Below are 18107 nucleotides of genomic sequence, written 5' to 3'. Positions count from 1 at the left end.
GCCATGATTGATCTTCTTTCCGCCGAAATCGCCGAAATCACCGGCGGGCGACTCACCTCCTCGGCCAGCGCCGACACCTCCGTCCTCGGGGTCGACACCGACTCGCGTGCCTGTGAAACCGGTTGGCTCTTCGTGGCCAAGCCCGGGGAGTCCTCCGACGGACACCACTTCATCGACGCCGCCCTCAAGCAGGGTGCCGTGCTGGCCCTGGCCGAGCGCGAAACCCTGGCGCAGGACGGCACCGTCCACCCGGCGATCATCGTCCCCGACGCCGTCATCGCCATGGGCCAGATCGCCGCGGCCATCGTCGAGCGACTCAAGGCCTCCAACGGGCTGCGCGTGGTGGGCATCACCGGGTCGGCCGGCAAGACCACCACCAAGGACCTGCTCGCCGCGCTGCTGGGCGAACTCGGCCCGACCATCGCCCCGCTGGGCTCCTACAACGGCGAGGTCGGCGTCCCGCTGACCGTCTTCCGGGCCACCGCGGAGACCAAGTACCTGGTCGTGGAGATGGGTGCCACCGGCATCGGCCACATCACCTACCTCACCGACATGGTCCACCCCGAGGTCGGGGTCGTGCTGGGCGTCGGATCGGCCCACGCCGGGGAATTCGGCGGCATCGAAAACATCGCCAAGGCCAAGGGCGAAATGGTCGAGGCGCTTCCCGCCACCGGGCTCGCGGTGCTGAACAACGACGACAACCTCGTCGCGGCCATGCACACCCGCACCGTTGCGCCGGTGCTGCGCTTCGGCGTCCAGCGCACCGCGGGGGACGCCGCCGGCGTCTGGGCCCGCGACCTGGACGTCGACGCCAACGGCCACCCCGTCTTCACGCTCGTGGCGGCCGACGCCACCGAGCACCCGGTGACCTCCGGGCTCATCGGGCGCCACCACGTGGCCAACATCCTGGCCGCCGCCGCCGTGGCCGAATACCTGGGCCTGGCACCGGCGAAGATCGCCGCGACCCTGCAGGACCTGGGCCCGGCCAGCCGCTGGCGGATGGAACGCTTCGAACGGGCCGACGGGGTGAGCATCATCAACGACGCCTACAACGCCAACCCGGACTCGATGCGCGCCGCGCTGCGCACGCTGGCCGAACTCGGCCTGCCCGACGCGCAGGGCAACGCCAGGCGCACCTGGGCGGTGCTGGGCGAAATGCTCGAACTCGGCGAGGAATCCCGCCACGAACACGACATGCTGGGCCGCATCGCGGTGCGCATGAACATCAAGAAACTGCTCGTCGTGGGGCGCGGGGCCAAGCTGGCCTACAACTCCGCGGTGCTCGAGGGCAGCTGGGGCGACGAGGCGTACTACGCCGAGGACGCCAAGGCCGCCGCCCGCATCCTGAACGAAAACCTGCTCCCGGGGGACATCGTGCTGTTCAAGTCCTCCAACGGTGCCGGCCTGCGGCACCTGGGCGACCAGATTGCCGGAACCAACAACGGCGCACCCGCCGCAAAGGAGGGCACCGCACTGTGATTGCTCTAATCATGGGATCAGGCATCGCCTTGATCTTCACGATGGTCACCATGCCATTGTTCATCCGCATGCTCAAGCGCCGGCAGTACGGCCAGGTGGTCCGCGACGACGGACCCACCTCGCACGCCACCAAGTCCGGCACCCCCACCATGGGCGGGGTCGTGATCATCGCCGCGGTGATCCTGAGCTACTTCGCCACCCACGGCCTGCTGTCCCTGATGGGCCGGCCCTCCGCCGGGGTGACCTCCAGCGGGCTGCTGCTGCTGCTGCTCTTCGGCGGGATGGGCGTGGTCGGGTTCCTCGACGACTTCATCAAGATTGCCAAGAAACGCTCGCTGGGCCTGCGCGCCTGGGAAAAGATCGTGCTGCAGGCGGCGGTGGGCATCGGCTTTGCCGTGCTGGCGCTGAACTTCCCCAACGAGAAGGGCCTGACCCCGGCCTCGACCGCGATCTCCTTCCTGCGCGACACCAACATCGATTTGGCCTTCGCCGGCCCGGTCCTGGGCCTGGTGCTGTTCGTGGTCTGGTCCAACCTGATCGTCACCGCCGCCACCAACGGCGTGAACCTCACCGACGGCCTGGACGGGCTGGCCACCGGCGCCTCCATCATGGTCTTCGGCGCCTACACCATCATCGGGATCTGGCAGCAGAACCAGGCCTGTGCCCTGCACGAGGCGGCCAACGTCTGCTACACCGTGCGCGACCCCATGGACCTGGCCCTGCTCGGCGCGATCCTCTGCGGCGCCTTGATCGGGTTCCTCTGGTGGAACGCGAAGCCGGCCAAGATCTTCATGGGCGACACCGGGTCGCTGGCCATCGGCGGCGCCGTGGCGGCCTTCGCCATCCTCTCCCGCACCCAGGTGCTGCTGGTCGTGCTGGCCGGGCTGTTCGTGATGATCACCTTCTCGGTGATCATCCAGGTCGGGTTCTTCAAGCTTTCGGGCGGCAAGCGCGTGTTCAAGATGGCGCCGCTGCAGCACCACTTCGAGCTCTCCGGCTGGGCCGAGGAGAACGTGGTGGTCCGCTTCTGGATCCTCGGCGGGCTGTTCGTGGCCGCCGGGCTGGGCATCTTCTACTCCGAATGGGTCGTTGGACTGTGACACCTGTCAATCTTGGGCACCTGGTCCGCTGGGAATCGGACTGGGCGGGGCTGCGCGTCGTCGTGGCGGGCCTGGGCCTGTCCGGCTTCTCCGCCGCCGACACGCTGATCGAACTCGGCGCCAAGGTCGTGGTCATCGACGGCGCCGACACCGAGGTGAACCGCTCGCGGGCCGACACGCTGAAGATCGTCGGCGCCACCGACGTGCTGCTGGGCCCCGCGCACACCGACGCGCTGCCGCTCATCGACGGGGCGGCCCCGCAGCTGCTCATCGCCTCCCCGGGCTGGAACCCGCGCCAACCCATGCTCGCCGCGGCCGCCGAGGCCGGGATCGAGATCTGGGGCGACGTGGAACTGGCCTGGCGCGTGCGCGAGAAGGCGGGCCGCAAGACCGCCGAATGGGTCGTCATCACCGGGACCAACGGCAAGACCACCACGGTGGGGATGACCGAGGCGATCTTCAGGGCCGCAGGCCTGCGCGCGGTTGCCGCCGGCAACGTCGGCACCCCGATCCTGGATGCGATCCGGGATCCGGAGGGCTTCGACGTGATCGCCGTGGAGCTCTCCAGCTTCCAGCTGCACTTCACCCACAGCATCTCCCCGCTGGCCTCCGTGGTGCTGAACATCGCCGAGGACCACGTGGACTGGCACGGCGGGTTCGAAAACTACAAGGCCGACAAGGCCAAGATCTACGAGCGGACCCGCGTCGCGGCGATCTACAACGCCGAGGAGCCCGTGGTGGAGGCCATGGTCGAGAACGCCGACGTCATCGAGGGCTGCCGCGCCATCGGCTTCACCACCGGGGTCCCGGCGGTGAGCATGGTCGGGGTGGTCGAGGACCTGCTGGTGGACCGCGCCTTCCTGGAGGACCGCAGGAACTCGGCGGCCGAACTCATCGCCCTGAAGGACATCGGCGAGGTCGTGCCCCGGCACACCGCCGCCAACGCCGCGGCCGCTGCCGCCCTGGCCCGCGCCTACGGGGTCGAACCCGACGCGGTCGCCAGGGGCCTGGCCGGCTTCGACGCGGGGGACCACCGCATCCAGGCCGTGGCCCGCCGCGACGACGTGCTGTGGATCAACGATTCCAAGGCCACCAACCCGCACGCCGCCAACGCCTCGCTGGGCGCCTTCTCCTCGGTCATCTGGATCGCCGGGGGCCTGTCCAAGGGCGTGGAATACGACGAGTTGGTCTCGGCGCACGCCACCCGGCTCAAGGCGGTGGTGCTGATCGGCACCGACACCGCCAAGCTGCGCGAAGCCCTTGAACGACACGCGCCACTGGTGCCCGTGATCGGGCCCGGCGTGCGCGAAACTGAACGGGAGACCGCGGCCGGAACAACCGGCTCGGCAGCCGGCTGGGCCGTGATGGCCCGGGCCGTCACCGAAGCCGCCGGGATCGCCGAGCCCGGGGACACCGTGCTCATGGCACCGGCAGCAGCCTCAATGGACCAATTCACCTCATACGCACAACGCGGCAATGCCTTCATCGACGCGGTCCGTGCGCTCATGGGGGAGACAAGCAAGTAAGGAGCGACCGTGAGCGGCACTTCCCGGACCCCGCGCGGCAAGGGCGCCAAGGCCGGCACCCCGGGCCCCGCGCGCGGCCGGGGACGCGAGCCCCGCGGGCCCTCCGCCTGGTTCACCCGCCTCGAGGACCCCTCGCTGCGCGGCGCCCAGATCAACTACTACGTGGTGCTGGGCACCACGCTGGCGCTGACCTTCATGGGCCTGATCATGGTGCTTTCCTCCTCCTCGGTGGAGGCCATCGCCCGGAACAAGTCCGCCTTCGGCGACTTCTCCCGGCAGTCGATGTGGGCGATCCTCGGGGTCGCGGCCATGGTCGGCATGCAGATGCTGCCGCTGCGGACCCTCAAGAAGCTGGCCTGGCCGGCGTTGGGCGTCGCAGCGATTCTGCTGATGGCCGTGCTGGCCTTCGGCACCGAGATCTACGGCAACAAGAACTGGATCTACATCGGGTCCTTCTCCATCCAGCCCTCGGAGTTCGCCAAGGTCGCCCTGGCCCTGTGGGGCGCCTGGGTGGTCGAACGCAAGGCCAACCTGATGGACCAGTGGAAACACGCCGTCATCCCGCTGCTGGTGCCCTTCGGGCTGCTGGTGGTCGGGCTGGTGCTGCTGGGCCACGACCTGGGCACCGCGCTGATCCTGCTGCTGATCCTGGCCGTGGTGATGTTCGTCGGCGGCGCCAAGGCCAGGCTCTTCGTGCTGGCCGGGCTGCTGGGCGTGGTCGGGATCCTGGTGATGGTGCTGGTGGCGCCCAACCGCATGGGCCGCATCCTGGCGTGGCTGGGCATTGCCTGCGGGGACCTGAACGACTACTGCTACCAGGCCCAGCAGGGGTTGTTCGCCCTGGCCTCCGGCGGCTGGTTCGGCGTGGGGCTGGGCCAGTCGAGGCAGAAGTGGTCACACATCCCCGAGGCGCAGAACGACTTCATCTTCGCGGTGCTCGGCGAGGAACTGGGCCTGCTGGGCACCATCTTCGTGATCGTGCTCTACGCGATGCTGGCGGTGGCCATGTACCGGATTGCGGTGCGCACCGGGACCATCTTCGGGCGGGTGGCCATCAGCGGCATCATGGCCTGGCTCATCGGGCAGGCTTTCATCAACATCGGGATGGTCACCGGCCTGCTGCCGGTGATCGGGGTCCCGCTTCCCTTCATCTCCTCCGGCGGCTCGGCCCTGCTTGCCGCGTTCCTGGGCGTCGGGGTGGTACTGTCCTTTGCCCGGGAACAACGCGTTCGGCTGCAACCGGCCGGAACCGCGCGCGGGCTCGCGGCCCTGCTGGCCAGGGCGCGGTCCAAACGCTGAAACCACTTGACACACCTTCGAAAGCAGCACACCTTGCCCATGACTGACGCATTTGCCGTGGTGGTCGCCGGCGGCGGCACGGCCGGACACATCACCCCCATGATCGCGATCGCCGACGCCCTGCGCCAGGCGGACCCGGACGCCGCCGTGACCGCGGTGGGAACCGCCGACGGCCTGGAAACCAGGCTGGTCCCCGAGGCCGGCTACGAGCTGCGCACCATCGCCAAGGTGCCCATGCCGCGCCGTCCCTCGGTGGACCTGCTCAAGCTGCCCTTCCGCTTCCTGGCCGCGATCAAGGCCGCCGGGAGGATCCTGGACGACGCCGGGGCCCGGGCCGTGCTCGGGGTCGGCGGCTACGTGTGCACCCCGGTGTACCTCGCCGCCAGGAAGCGCAAGCTGCCGATCTTCATCCACGAGGCCAACGCCCGGGCCGGGCTGGCCAACAGGGTCGGCGCCCGCTTCGCCGCCGGCGTCGGGACGGCCTTCAGCGGCACCGGGCTGCCCGGGGCCAAGGTGGTGGGCATGCCGATGCGCGGCTTCGTGGCCACCATGGACCGGGCGGCGCAGCGCGATGCGGCCCGCGAGGCCCTGGGCTTCACCGGGGATGCACCGGCCCTGGTGGTCACCGGGGGCTCCTCGGGGGCCGCCTCGATCAACGCCACCATCGCCGCGTCGCTGCCGCTGCTGGCGCGCGCCGGGGTGCAGGTGCTGCACATCACCGGCCGCGGCAAGGCGGTGCTCGCGCCGGACGGCAAGCCGCTGTCCGCCGCGGGCTACCGGCAGGTCGAGTACGTGGACTCCATGGACCAGGCCTATGCCGCCGCCGACCTGATCGTCGCCCGCTCCGGGGCCGGCACGGTGTGCGAACTCGCGGTGGCCGGGACCCCCTCGGTCTTGGTCCCGCTGCCCATCGGCAACGGGGAGCAGCGCCTGAACGCCGCCGACCTGGTCGCCGCCGGGGGAGCGCTGCTGGTGGAGGACGCGCAGTTCACCACCTCGTACCTGGCCAATACGCTGCTGCCGCTGCTGGCCGACAAGGAGGCGCTGGACGCCATGGGGGCTGCCGCCAAGACCCAGGGCAAGACCGATGCCGCAGCGGTCATGGCCGCAATGATCCGCCAGGGCCTGGGCCGCACGACGCCGCCACCAACCACCACGGGAAGCTAAGGGACATGCAGGAACTACACACACTTGAGAACCTGGGCAACGTCCACCTGATGGGCATCGGCGGGGTCGGGGTCTCCGCGGTGGCCCGGCTGATGCTGGCCCGCGGCCTGAACGTCTCGGGATCCGACGCCAAGGAGCTGCCGGTCCTGGACGACCTGCGCGAGGCCGGGGCGCGGATCTGCGTGGGTTACGCCGCGCAGAACCTCGGCGACGCCGACACCGTGGTCATCTCCTCGATCATCAAGGCCGGAAACCCGGAGTACGACGAGGCCGTGGCCCGCGGGCTGCGGATCCTGCACCGCTCCGAGGGGCTGGCGGCCACCATGGAGGGCCACCGGGTCATCACCGTGGCCGGCACCCACGGCAAGACCACCACGACTTCGCTGATCGCCTTCATGCTGCGCGAGGCCGGGATCTCCCCGACCTTCGCCGTCGGGGCGAACATCGGTTCGCTGGGGTTCAACGCCGAGTACGGGCAGGGGCGGGTGTTCGTGGCCGAGGCCGACGAATCCGACGCCTCGTTCCTGAACTACTCCCCGGACGTCGCGGTGGTCACCAACATCGAGGCCGACCACCTTGACCACTACGGTTCCGTCGAGGCCGTGCACCAGGCTTTCTACGCCTTTGCCTCCCTGCTGCCCGAGGACGGGCTGCTGATCTGCTGCGCCGACGACCCCGGGTCGCTGGCCCTGGCCGAGCGGATGCGCCGCGAGCGCCCGGACCTGCGGGTTCAGACCTACGGATTCTCCGAGGACGCCGACCGCCGGCTGGCCGATGCGCACCCGCGCGGACAGCGTTTCGCCTGCACCCTGGAATGGGGCGCGGGGGAAACCGCGGAGCTGGAGCTCGCCCTGCCGGGGAACCACAACCTGCTCAACGCCGCGGCGGGCTTCGCCGTCGGCCTGGACTGCGGGCTGGATCCCGAGGTCGCGGTGGCCGGGCTCGGTACCTTCACCGGGGCGGCGCGCCGCTTCGACTTCCGCGGCGAGGCCGCCGGGGTGCGGGTCTATGACGACTACGCCCACCACCCCACCGAGGTGCTGGCGGCGCTGCGTGCCGCCCGCGCCGTGGCCGGCGACGGGGCGGTCCACGTGCTGTTCCAGCCGCACCTGTTCTCCCGCACCAAGGAATTCCACCGCGAGTTCGCCGCGGCGCTCTCGCTGGCGGATTCGGCCTACGTGCTGGAGATCTATCCGGCGCGCGAAACCCCGATCCCCGGGGTGACCAGCGAATTGGTGACCCGCGAGCTGAACACCGCCGGCGGGCTGGTGTCCATGGGCCAGGCCGCCGGGGTGCTGGCCGCGGCCGCGAAGGCCGGCGACGTCATCATGACCATCGGAGCCGGGGACGTCACCGAGCAGGGCAGCGCCATCCTGGCCGCCCTGGAAGAACGCCCGGGCAGCTGATGCGGGGCAACACCGGGGCGGGGCCGGGGGAATCGAACGTCCTTGACCTGCCGCAGGACCCCGCGGTGCGCGCCAGGAACCGCTGGCTCATCGGCGGCGCGGTGGTCGCCGCGCTGGTCGTGGCACTGGTCCTGGTGCTGACGTTTTCCCCGATCCTGGCGATCAAGTCGATCACGGTCTCGGGCAACGAGCTGGTCAGCGAGAAGAAGATCCAGCAGGCCCTGGAACCGCTGCACGGGGTCCCGCTCTCGCGGGTCGGGACCGGCACGGTCATGGAGCTGCTGGCGGGGGAGCCGGCGGTGAAGGACGCGATCGTGCAGGCAGAGGCGAACAACACGCTGCAGGTCCAGGTCGTGGAATTCGTTCCGGTGGCGGTGCTGCTGGAAGGCAAGCAGCGTTCCCTGGTGGGCCCCGAGGGGCAGCGGTTGGCGAAGCTGGGTGCCAAGGACAAGCCGAAGCTTCCGACCATCCGCTCCTCGAAGGTGACCAAGGATCCCAAGGTGTTTGCGATGCTCACCCGGGTTCTCTCAGAACTACCCGATAAGCTGTTGGCGACGGTGGATCATGCAACGGCCACCAGCAAGGACTTTGTCGAGCTCAAGCTCAACGACGGGACACTGGTGATTTGGGGCAACGACCAGGATTCGGCGCTCAAGACAAAGGTTCTTGAAGCACTTCTGGGGGCCCCGAAGGACAAGAAGGCACCGATCAAGGTGTACGACATTTCCAGCCCGCAGCACCCGGTGGCCCGTTAACGGTCCGCCAAAGGCATAATTACAAGAAAAAAGAACGACTTAGGGGCGACACGCTGCCTTGGTCGTTGCATGTACGAACCACGAAACATAGCGTTTTAATAGCGGTTGCTTGACATAACTATAACCTTCGAGTTGAGGGTTAACGTTGGTCCGGTTGAGCTTCCTCGGTCAGCAGCACATCGAACAAGGGAATCAGGACGTGGCAGCTCCACAGAACTACCTCGCCGTCATCAAGGTCGTCGGCATCGGCGGTGGCGGCGTCAACGCCGTCAACCGCATGATCGAAGTTGGCCTGCGAGGCGTCGAATTTATTGCAATCAACACGGATGCGCAGGCATTGCTCATGAGCGATGCCGACGTCAAGCTCGATGTGGGACGCGAACTTACCCGTGGCCTGGGTGCCGGTGCCAACCCCGATGTGGGTCGCCAGGCAGCCGAGGACCACGCGGAGGAAATCGAGGAAGTGCTGCGCGGGGCCGATATGGTCTTCGTCACCGCCGGTGAAGGCGGTGGCACCGGTACCGGTGGCGCGCCGGTCATCGCACGCATCGCCCGCGGTCTGGGCGCACTGACCATTGGCGTGGTCACCCGTCCGTTCACCTTCGAAGGCCGTCGCCGCGCCACCAGCGCCGACAACGGCATCGAGGCGCTGCGCGACGAGGTCGACACCCTCATCGTCATCCCCAACGACCGCCTGCTTTCGATCTCCGACCGCAACGTCTCGGTCCTGGACGCCTTCCGCCAGGCCGACCAGGTGCTGCTTTCCGGCGTCCAGGGCATCACCGACCTGATCACCACCCCGGGCCTGATCAACCTCGACTTCGCCGATGTGAAGTCGGTCATGCAGGGAGCCGGCTCGGCACTCATGGGCATCGGCTCGGCACGCGGCGAGGATCGCGCGGTCAAGGCCGCCGAGCTCGCCATCGCCTCCCCGCTGCTCGAGGCCTCCATCGACGGCGCCCACGGCGTCCTGCTGTCCATCCAGGGCGGCTCGGACCTCGGCCTGTTCGAGATCAACGAGGCCGCACGCCTCGTCCAGGAAGTCGCACACCCGGAAGCCAACATCATCTTCGGCGCCGTCATCGACGACGCCCTGGGCGACGAGGCACGCGTAACGGTGATCGCCGCCGGCTTCGACCAAGTCGACGCCACCAGCGCCCCGCAGACCGTGCAACCGGCGGTCCGCAACGCCCCTGCGGCCCCGGCAGCGGCACCCGCCGCCCCGATGGCTGCACCGGCTGCGGCGCGCGAGGAAGTTCGCGCGGCGGTTGCCACGGCCGAGCCGGGCTTCGAGGAACTCCCTGCCATCGTTGAGCCGGACCTCTCGGCCACCAACGACGACCTGGATGTCCCCGACTTCCTGAAGTAGGCGGGAAACCGCCGGAGAGGGATCCTTCGAGGCCCACCATGTTGCGATACCAATCGACGCTCGCCCCGAGCGTGCACATTGCATTCACTTCCGTGGCCGAAGGAAACCTTGCCGTCCACGTTCCGGACGATCGCGACGCCGTGCTGCTGCGGCGTCGCGATCTGGAACAGGACCTGGGCCTGGGCCCGAAGCGGTTCAGCTACATGAACCAGATCCACTCGGCCACGGTGCTTGAGGTGGCCGAAGGATCCCGGGACACCGGGATTCTCACCTGCGACGCCCTCTTCTCCCCGGACGCCGCGTCGCCGCTGGCCGTGATGGTCGCCGACTGCGTTCCGGTGGTCTTCGTCGGAACCGGGGAGCACGGCGCGCTCAGCGCGGTCGCACACGCCGGACGACGCGGACTGCTCGACGGCATCCTGGGTGCCACCGCCGAACGCCTGCGTGCGGCCGGGGCCCGGCAGCTCGAGGCCTGGATCGGGCCGGCCATCTGCGGGTCCTGCTACGAGGTTCCCGAGGCCATGGCCGCCGAGGCCTGCGGGCAACGCCCCGGGATCGGATCCAGAACCCGCCAGGGAACCACCGGGCTGGACCTGCCGCACGCCGCGGCGGCCGAACTACGCGACCTTGGCGTCGGCGTCACCGAATCGGGGATCTGCACCCTGGAGAACGAGGACTACTTTTCCTACCGCAGGGATCCAGGCACCGGCCGCCTGGCCGGATTGGTGTGGGACACCGCCACCCCGGGTTCGCCGGAAACCGGACCGGGCGCACGGCGCTAGGCCGCGGGCCACCCCGGGCACCGCCTTCCGGGGCCCCGTGCACAACCCCCGCGGTGCGACACACCGCGCAATTCGCCCCAATGTCCTCCGGCACCGCCAAATGGTGCTGTAGCGTCTAGTTAGCGGAGAGACTTGCGGTTCGGTAAACCGCCGACCGCGCACGATCAAAAGGAGAAGACCATGGCTGGCGCATTGCGCAAGACAATGATCTACCTGGGACTCGCCGAGGGTGACGAGAACTTCGAGGCCGAGAAGCACGACATTGAAGCGCGTGAAGAAGTGCGTGTTGTCGAGCCGGTCCGCGAAGAGCCGGTTGCCGCACAGCCTGCTCCGGTAGCACCAGTGGCACCCCGCCCTGTCATCGAAAACGAATACCGGGCTCCGGTAACACCCATCAAGCGCGCACCTTCTGCACGGGACGAGGACTCTTCATTGCGTCAGATCACCACCGTTCATCCACGTTCTTACAATGATGCAAAAATCATTGGCGAGAACTTCCGTGATGGCATCCCCGTCATCATGAACGTCACGGACATGGGTGAAGCAGACGCCAAGCGCCTGGTTGATTTCTCCGCGGGGCTGGTCTTTGCCCTGCACGGCAGCATCGAGCGCGTCACCAACAAGGTGTTCCTGCTTTCACCCTCCACGGTCGAGGTCCTGGGTGAGGACAAGAAACAGTCCGAAGACCAGGCCACGTTTTTCAACCAGAGCTAAGTCCAAGGGTTCGTAGGAATAGTGGAGCTAATTTTCGCACTGCTGTATGTGGTGCTGACGGTGCTGCAAGTCATGTTGCTGTTGCGCATAGTGCTTGATGTCACGGAGTCGTTTGCGCGCTCGTGGCGTCCGCGCGGCATGGCGCTGGTCGCGGTCTCGCTGATCGCCAAGACCACCGACCCGCCGATGCGCTGGTTGCGCTCGCGCATAAAACCGCTGGATCTCGGGGGAATCCGCCTGGATCTGGCGTTCATCATTTTGTTCTTCGCCGTCATCGTGCTCAAGATTATTGTGAACAACCTGGGCATGGCCACGGTGCAGGGATAGGCCTTGAGAGAGGCATGAATTACGGTGCGACAAGGGCCAAGACAAGAGACTTTCAGAAAGAAAGTGCGTTGCCTTTAGCCTTTACCGGCCCAGTCGTTATAGTGTTGTCACATTAGGCGCAACGACTGCACCGGGTTGCGCACCAATAAACGGTAAGTGTACTCGAGCCGCACTTCAGCGGTTCGAGGAGAGAACCAAGTATCGAGGTGACCAGATGGCTCTCACGCCAGAAGATGTAGTCAACAAGCGATTTCAGCCGACGAAGTTTCGTGAAGGCTACGATCAGGATGAGGTTGACGATTTCCTAGACGAGATCGTTGTCGAGCTACGTCGTCTGACGCAGGAGAATGACGAACTGCGTCGCCGCCTGTCGGAAGCCGGCATCAGCGAAGGCGAACAGTCCGTTCCTGCCCCTGTGGCGGCCGCACCGGCAGCCAAGCCTGCCGAGGCCGACAAGCCCAAGGAAGCCAAGGCTCCCGAGGTCAAGAAGGAAGAGCCCAAGGCAGCCGAAGCGCCCAAGGCGGCAGAGCCGGCCAAGGTTGTTGCAGCAGCCCCGGCAGCAGCTCCCGCCCAGGCCTCCACCGCCGAATCGGCCGCAGGCGTTCTCGCCATGGCCCAGCGCCTGCACGACGAATACGTCTCCGCGGGTGTCGAGCAGCGTGACAAGATCATCGCCGAAGCCCAGGTCGAGGCCAACAGCCTCGTTTCCGAGGCCGAGGAGAAGAGCCGCAAGACCCTCTCCGCCCTGGAACAGCAGAAAACTGTCCTGGAGCGCAAGGTCGAGCAGCTGCGTGGCTTCGAACGCGACTACCGTGCACGCCTGAAGACCTACATCGAGGGCCAGCTTCGCGACCTCGAAGCCAAGGGCTCCATGGACACGGCAGACGCCAAGGACAACGGCTAATCTGCTTCACCACTTGCCTCGCATATTGATGGCTTAAGATTGTTGGCGGCCGGGTTACCGGCCGCCAACAATGCGTTAAAGGACATGATGGAAAACAGCTCCGTACCACCGGCACCACAGGGTGCCGCCAAGCCCGCGGCAGGCAGCGCCACCCGGCGCCACCTGGTGCTCGCCACGAGCACCCTGGCCGTCCTGGCGCTGGTCCTCGACCAGTTCACCAAGCGCATCGTTGAAACCAGCATGTACGAGGGCCAGGTGATCGATGTCTTCCCGCCGCTGCTGCGCTGGTACTTCATCAAGAACTCCGGTGCCGCCTTCTCCATGGGCGAGGGCGTCACCTGGATCTTCACCATCATCCAGGCCGCAGTGCTGCTCTATGTCGCGATCTTCCTGGTGCGCAAGGTCCGCGTCTGGTCCTGGGCACTGGCCCTGGGCGGGCTGATGGGCGGGGTCGCGGGAAACCTCACCGACCGGCTGTTCCGTCCGCCGTCCTTCGGGCACGGACACGTGGTCGACTTCATCGCCCTGCCCAACTTTGCCATCTTCAACGTCGCGGACATGTTCATCGTCTGTTCGATGGTCGCCATCTGCCTCCTGCTGTTCACCGGCCGGGAGCTCGACGGCAGCAGGTCCGGCTCCAAGAACAAGCCCGGGACCGATACGCAGGAGAAGCCGTGAACGGCGAACGCACCGAAACACTCCAGGTCTCCGAGGAAGAAGCCGGCACGCGCATCGATGCCTTCCTGGTCCAACGGCTGGGCATCTCCCGTGGCCAGGCGGCACTGCTGTGCAGCGAAGGCAACGTCACCATGGCCGGGAAGGCCCTGGGGAAGTCCCGCAAGGCCCCTGCGGGGGCAACCATCGAAGTCTTCATCCCGCTTCGTCCGGACCCACTAGAAATCAGGGTAGAACTCGTGGAAGACCTCAAGATCATTGCCGACGACGATGACTACGTCGTCATCGACAAGCCCGTGGGGGTCGCCGCACACCCCTCGCCGGGCTGGGTCGGGCCCACCGTCGTCGGGGCCCTGATGGCCGCGGGCTACCGGATTTCCACTTCCGGCGCCTCCGAACGCCAAGGCATCGTCCACCGCCTGGACGTCGGGACCAGCGGCCTGATGGTCGTCGCCAAGACCGAACGCGCCTACACGGCACTCAAGCGCGCCTTCAAGGAACGCACCCCGAAAAAGATCTACCACGCAGTGGTCCAGGGCCTGCCCGACCCGCTCGAGGGCACCATCAACGCCCCGCTGGGACGGCACCCGGGCCACGACTGGAAGTTCGCCGTCGTCGAGGACGGCCGCGACTCGGTGACCCACTACAAGGTCATCGAGGCCTTCGGCCGGGCCTCGCTGGTGGAGGTCAACCTGGAAACCGGGCGCACCCACCAGATCCGCGTGCATTTCTCCGCCCTGCGCCACCCCTGCGCAGGGGACCAGACCTACGGGGCCGACCCGAAGCTGGCCGCCGCACTGGGACTGACCCGGCAGTGGCTGCACGCACAGCGGCTGGGCTTCTTCCACCCGGTGAGCGGCGAATGGGTCGAATACACCAGTGAATACCCGCTGGATCTGAACAACGCCCTGGAAATGCTGCGCGACGGCACCTTCTAGGACCTTCGGCGGCACCCGCGGCACGGCTTCGGGTGCCGCTATTCACATCCGGTTCGATTGGCCAGCATTGCTTGACTCAACGGCCTAGACTGGATCGGTGGCTAGCTCTAATCGCGATGGATTCGTACACCTTCACACGCACACCGAATATTCAATGCTTGACGGTGCTGCGCGCCTGACAGAACTCTTTGAAGAGACCAACCGGCTCGGGATGACCGCCCTGGCCACCACCGACCACGGCTATTTGTTCGGTGCCTTCGACTTCTGGTCCAAGGCGACCGCCGCCGGCGTCAAGCCGATCATCGGCATCGAGGCCTATGTCACCCCGGGCACCGCGCGCGACGACAAGACCCGCGTGAAGTGGCGCACCGACGAGTCCCAGCGCCGCGACGACGTCTCCGGCGGTGGCCTCTACACCCACATGACGCTGTTGAGCTACAACAACACCGGCATGAAGAACCTGTTCAAGGCCTCCTCCATCGCCTCGCTCGACTCGGTCTTCGGCAAGTACCCGCGCCTTGACCGCGACCTGCTGAACACCTACCACGAGGGCATCATCGCCACCACCGGCTGCCCGTCCGGAGAGGTGCAGACCAAGCTCCGCCTGGGCCAGTACAACGAGGCCAAGGCGGCCGCCGCCGAGTTCCAGGACCTGTTCGGCAAGGAAAACTACTTCTGCGAGTTCATGGACCACGGCCTGGACATCGAACGCCGGGTCACCCAGGACCTGCTGCGCCTGGCCAAGGAACTGAACATCCCGCGGCTTGCCACCAACGACCTGCACTACACCCACGAGCACGACGCCCCGGCCCACGAGGCGCTGCTGGCCATCAACTCCGGGTCCACGCTGGACGAGCCGACGTACGACCAGGGCGGTTCGCGCTTCGCCTTCTCCGGTTCCGGCTACTACCTCAAGTCCCCGGCCGAAATGCGCCACCTATTCCGGGAAATGCCCGACGCCTGCGACAACACCCTGCTGATCGCCGAGCGCGCCGAGGTCTCCTTCGACACCAGCGCCAACTACATGCCGCGCTTCCCCTGCCCGCCTGGGGAGGACGAGACCAGTTGGCTGATCAAGGAAGTCGACGCCGGGCTGCACTACCGCTACCCCAACGGCATCCCGGACGACGTGCGACGCCAGGCTGACTACGAGCTGGACGTCATCATCAAGATGGGCTTCCCCGGCTACTTCCTGGTCGTGGCCGACTTCATCAACTGGTCCAAGGACAACGGCATCCGCGTGGGACCCGGGCGCGGCTCCGGCGCCGGGTCCATGGTCGCGTACGCCATGCGCATCACCGACCTCGACCCGCTGCACCACGGGCTGATCTTCGAACGCTTCCTGAACCCCGAGCGCGTCTCCATGCCCGACTTCGACGTCGACTTCGATGATAGGCGCCGCTCTGAAGTGATCAGGTACGTCACCGAGAAGTACGGCGACGAACGCGTGTCCATGATCGTGACCTACGGGTCGATCAAGACCAAGCAGGCGCTGAAGGACTCCTCGCGCGTGCTGGGCTACCCCTTCTCCATGGGCGAGCAGCTGACCAAGGCGCTGCCCCCGGCCGTCATGGCCAAGGACATCCCGCTCAACGACATCGAGGACCCCAAGTCCAAGCGCTACTCCGAGGCCGGGGACTTCCGCCAGTTGGTGGCCACCGACCCGGAAGCCGCGCGCGTCTTCGAGACCGCCAAGGGCCTGGAGGGGCTCAAACGCCAATGGGGCGTGCACGCCGCCGGGGTCATCATGAGCTCGGACCCGATCATCGACGTCATCCCGATCATGCGCCGCATCCAGGACGGCCAGGTCATCACGCAATTCGACTACCCGACCTGCGAAGGCCTGGGGCTGATCAAGATGGACTTCCTGGGGTTGCGCAACCTCACCATCATCTCCGACGCCCTGGAAAACATGAAGGCGAACCAGGGCGTTGACCTGGACCTGGAGCGCCTGGAACTCGACGACGCCGGTGCCTACGAACTGATGGCCCGCGGCGACACCCTGGGCGTGTTCCAGCTCGACGGCGGGCCCATGCGCTCGCTGCTCAAGCTCATGCGCCCGGACAACTTCGAAGACATCTCCGCGGTGCTCGCGCTGTACCGCCCGGGCCCGATGGGCGCGAACTCGCACAACAACTACGCGTTGCGCAAGAACAAGCTTCAGGAAGAAACCCCGATCCACCCGACCCTCCTGGAACCGCTGCGGGAGATCCTGGGAACCACCTACGGCCTGATCGTGTACCAGGAGCAGGTCATGTCCATCGCGCAGAAACTGGCCGGCTTCTCGCTGGGCCAGGCAGACATCTTGCGCCGCGCCATGGGCAAGAAGAAGAAATCGGAACTGGACAAGCAGTTTGCCGGCTTCTCCCAGGGCATGATCGACAACGGGTACAGCATGGAGGCCGTCAAGGCCCTGTGGGACATCCTGCTTCCCTTCTCCGACTACGCCTTCAACAAGGCGCACTCGGCCGCCTACGGCGTGATCTCCTACTGGACCGCGTACCTCAAGGCCCACTACCCCTCCGAATACATGGCTGCCCTGCTGACGTCCGTCGCGGACGACAAGGACAAGACGGCCATGTACCTGAACGAATGCCGGCACATGGGCATCACCGTGCTGGCGCCCGACGTGAACGAATCGGCGCTGAACTTCACCCCGGTCGGCACCGACATCCGCTTCGGCATGGGGGCCATCCGCAACGTCGGCGCCAACGTCGTCAACGCCCTGGTCGAGGCCCGGGCCGAAAAGGGCAACTTCGAGAACTTCGCGGACTTCCTGCAAAAGGTCCCCGCGGTGGTCTGCAACAAGCGCACCATCGAATCGCTGATCAAGGCCGGGGCCTTCGACTCCATGGGCCACGCGCGCCGCGCCCTGGTCGCCATCCACGAAGAGGCCGTGGACTCGGTCATCGCGGTCAAACGCAACGAGGCCGCCAACCAGTTCGACCTCTTCAGCGCGTTCGACGACCCGACCGCCGCGGCCGGCATGACCGTCGCGGTCCCGGACCTGCCGGACTGGGAAAAGAAGGACAAGCTCGCCTTCGAACGCGACATGCTGGGCCTGTATGTCTCGGACCACCCGCTCAAGGGACTGGGCGGGCTACTGGCCCAAAACGCCGACATGTCCGTCACCCAGGTGCTCTCCGACGACGGGCCGCAGGACGGGCACACCGTCACCATCTGCGGCATGATCACCTCGCTGCAGCGCCGCATCGCCAAGAAGTCCGGCAACCCGTACGCGCGCTGCGAGATCGAGGACCTCTCCGGGTCCATGGAAACCATGTTCTTCGGCAACGCCTACGCCCCGATCGCCAACGTGCTGGCCGAGGACCTGATCGTGGTGGTCAAGGGCCGGGTGCAGAAACGCGACGACGGCTCCATCACGCTCAACGCCCAGGAGCTCACGGTCCCGGAAATCAGCGAGGACGGCGAGGGCGGGCCGGTGGTCATTTCCATGGCCAACCACAAGGCCACCGAGGAAGTCATCTCCGCCCTCGGCGACGTGCTGCGCGTGCACCAGGGCACCACCGAGGTGCGGGTGAAGCTGCACAGCACCCGCGGGACCTCGCTGGTGCGCCTGGGCATGGAATACCGGGTCAACCCGAACTCCGCGCTCTTCGGGGACCTCAAGGTGCTGCTGGGCCCCACCTGCCTGGACGGCTAGGG

The 18107-nt window shown here is 67.0% G+C and carries 15 protein-coding genes; all 15 read left to right on the top strand.

Annotation, left to right across the window (positions count from 1 at the left end):
* Positions 1–3: 3 nt before the first annotated feature.
* A complete protein-coding gene (locus BLJ79_RS04605; protein WP_071213511.1) occupies positions 4–1479 on the top strand; it encodes a UDP-N-acetylmuramoyl-tripeptide--D-alanyl-D-alanine ligase in 1476 nt (491 codons plus the stop codon).
* Complete coding sequence (mraY, locus tag BLJ79_RS04600; RefSeq protein ID WP_071213510.1) at positions 1476–2579, top strand: phospho-N-acetylmuramoyl-pentapeptide-transferase; 1104 nt, start codon at positions 1476–1478, stop codon at positions 2577–2579. The genes BLJ79_RS04605 and mraY overlap by 4 nt, the downstream gene beginning before the upstream one ends.
* Positions 2561–4105 carry a UDP-N-acetylmuramoyl-L-alanine--D-glutamate ligase gene (gene murD / locus BLJ79_RS04595; protein ID WP_071213509.1) on the top strand — a complete coding sequence of 515 codons (1545 nt, stop codon included), beginning with the start codon at positions 2561–2563 and terminating at the stop codon, positions 4103–4105. Before mraY ends, murD begins: the two co-directional genes overlap by 19 nt.
* A gap of 9 nt (positions 4106–4114) precedes the next feature.
* A complete protein-coding gene (gene ftsW / locus BLJ79_RS04590) occupies positions 4115–5404 on the top strand; it encodes a putative lipid II flippase FtsW (RefSeq protein WP_071213508.1) in 1290 nt (429 codons plus the stop codon).
* A gap of 39 nt (positions 5405–5443) precedes the next feature.
* A complete protein-coding gene (gene murG / locus BLJ79_RS04585; RefSeq protein ID WP_071213507.1) occupies positions 5444–6571 on the top strand; it encodes an undecaprenyldiphospho-muramoylpentapeptide beta-N-acetylglucosaminyltransferase in 1128 nt (375 codons plus the stop codon).
* A 5-nt stretch (positions 6572–6576) separates the two neighbouring features.
* Positions 6577–7977, top strand: coding sequence for a UDP-N-acetylmuramate--L-alanine ligase (murC, locus tag BLJ79_RS04580; RefSeq protein WP_071213506.1), 1401 nt, complete (start codon positions 6577–6579; stop codon positions 7975–7977).
* Complete coding sequence (locus tag BLJ79_RS04575) at positions 7977–8732, top strand: cell division protein FtsQ/DivIB (RefSeq protein WP_071213505.1); 756 nt, start codon at positions 7977–7979, stop codon at positions 8730–8732. Before murC ends, BLJ79_RS04575 begins: the two co-directional genes overlap by 1 nt.
* 199 nt (positions 8733–8931) lie before the next feature.
* Positions 8932–10101 (top strand): cell division protein FtsZ, encoded by a 1170-nt coding sequence (gene ftsZ / locus BLJ79_RS04570; RefSeq protein WP_071213504.1) that lies wholly within the window; start codon positions 8932–8934, stop codon positions 10099–10101.
* A gap of 38 nt (positions 10102–10139) precedes the next feature.
* Positions 10140–10883: a purine nucleoside phosphorylase YfiH/LACC1 family protein gene (locus BLJ79_RS04565; RefSeq protein ID WP_071213503.1), complete on the top strand. Its 744-nt coding sequence runs from the start codon at positions 10140–10142 to the stop codon at positions 10881–10883.
* Positions 10884–11063: 180 nt separating this feature from the next.
* Positions 11064–11597: a cell division protein SepF gene (locus BLJ79_RS04560; RefSeq protein ID WP_071213502.1), complete on the top strand. Its 534-nt coding sequence runs from the start codon at positions 11064–11066 to the stop codon at positions 11595–11597.
* Between the two features lie 21 nt (positions 11598–11618).
* Positions 11619–11924 carry a YggT family protein gene (locus BLJ79_RS04555; protein WP_071213501.1) on the top strand — a complete coding sequence of 102 codons (306 nt, stop codon included), beginning with the start codon at positions 11619–11621 and terminating at the stop codon, positions 11922–11924.
* Between the two features lie 214 nt (positions 11925–12138).
* Positions 12139–12828: a DivIVA domain-containing protein gene (locus BLJ79_RS04550; protein WP_071213500.1), complete on the top strand. Its 690-nt coding sequence runs from the start codon at positions 12139–12141 to the stop codon at positions 12826–12828.
* An 87-nt stretch (positions 12829–12915) separates the two neighbouring features.
* A complete protein-coding gene (lspA, locus tag BLJ79_RS04545) occupies positions 12916–13506 on the top strand; it encodes a signal peptidase II (RefSeq protein ID WP_083411000.1) in 591 nt (196 codons plus the stop codon).
* The gene (locus BLJ79_RS04540) at positions 13503–14441 is read left to right on the top strand and encodes an RluA family pseudouridine synthase (protein ID WP_071213499.1); all 939 of its coding nucleotides are present in this window, start codon (positions 13503–13505) and stop codon (positions 14439–14441) included. Before lspA ends, BLJ79_RS04540 begins: the two co-directional genes overlap by 4 nt.
* A gap of 97 nt (positions 14442–14538) precedes the next feature.
* Entirely contained in the window at positions 14539–18105 is a 3567-nt protein-coding gene (dnaE, locus tag BLJ79_RS04535; RefSeq protein WP_083410999.1) for a DNA polymerase III subunit alpha, read from the top strand.
* Positions 18106–18107: the final 2 nt, after the last annotated feature.

This window comes from Arthrobacter sp. UCD-GKA, from assembly GCF_001863355.1.
Lineage (GTDB): Bacteria > Actinomycetota > Actinomycetes > Actinomycetales > Micrococcaceae > Paeniglutamicibacter.
The sequence above is the reverse complement of the archived record's forward strand: the minus strand, read 5'-3'. Positions and strand labels throughout refer to the sequence as shown.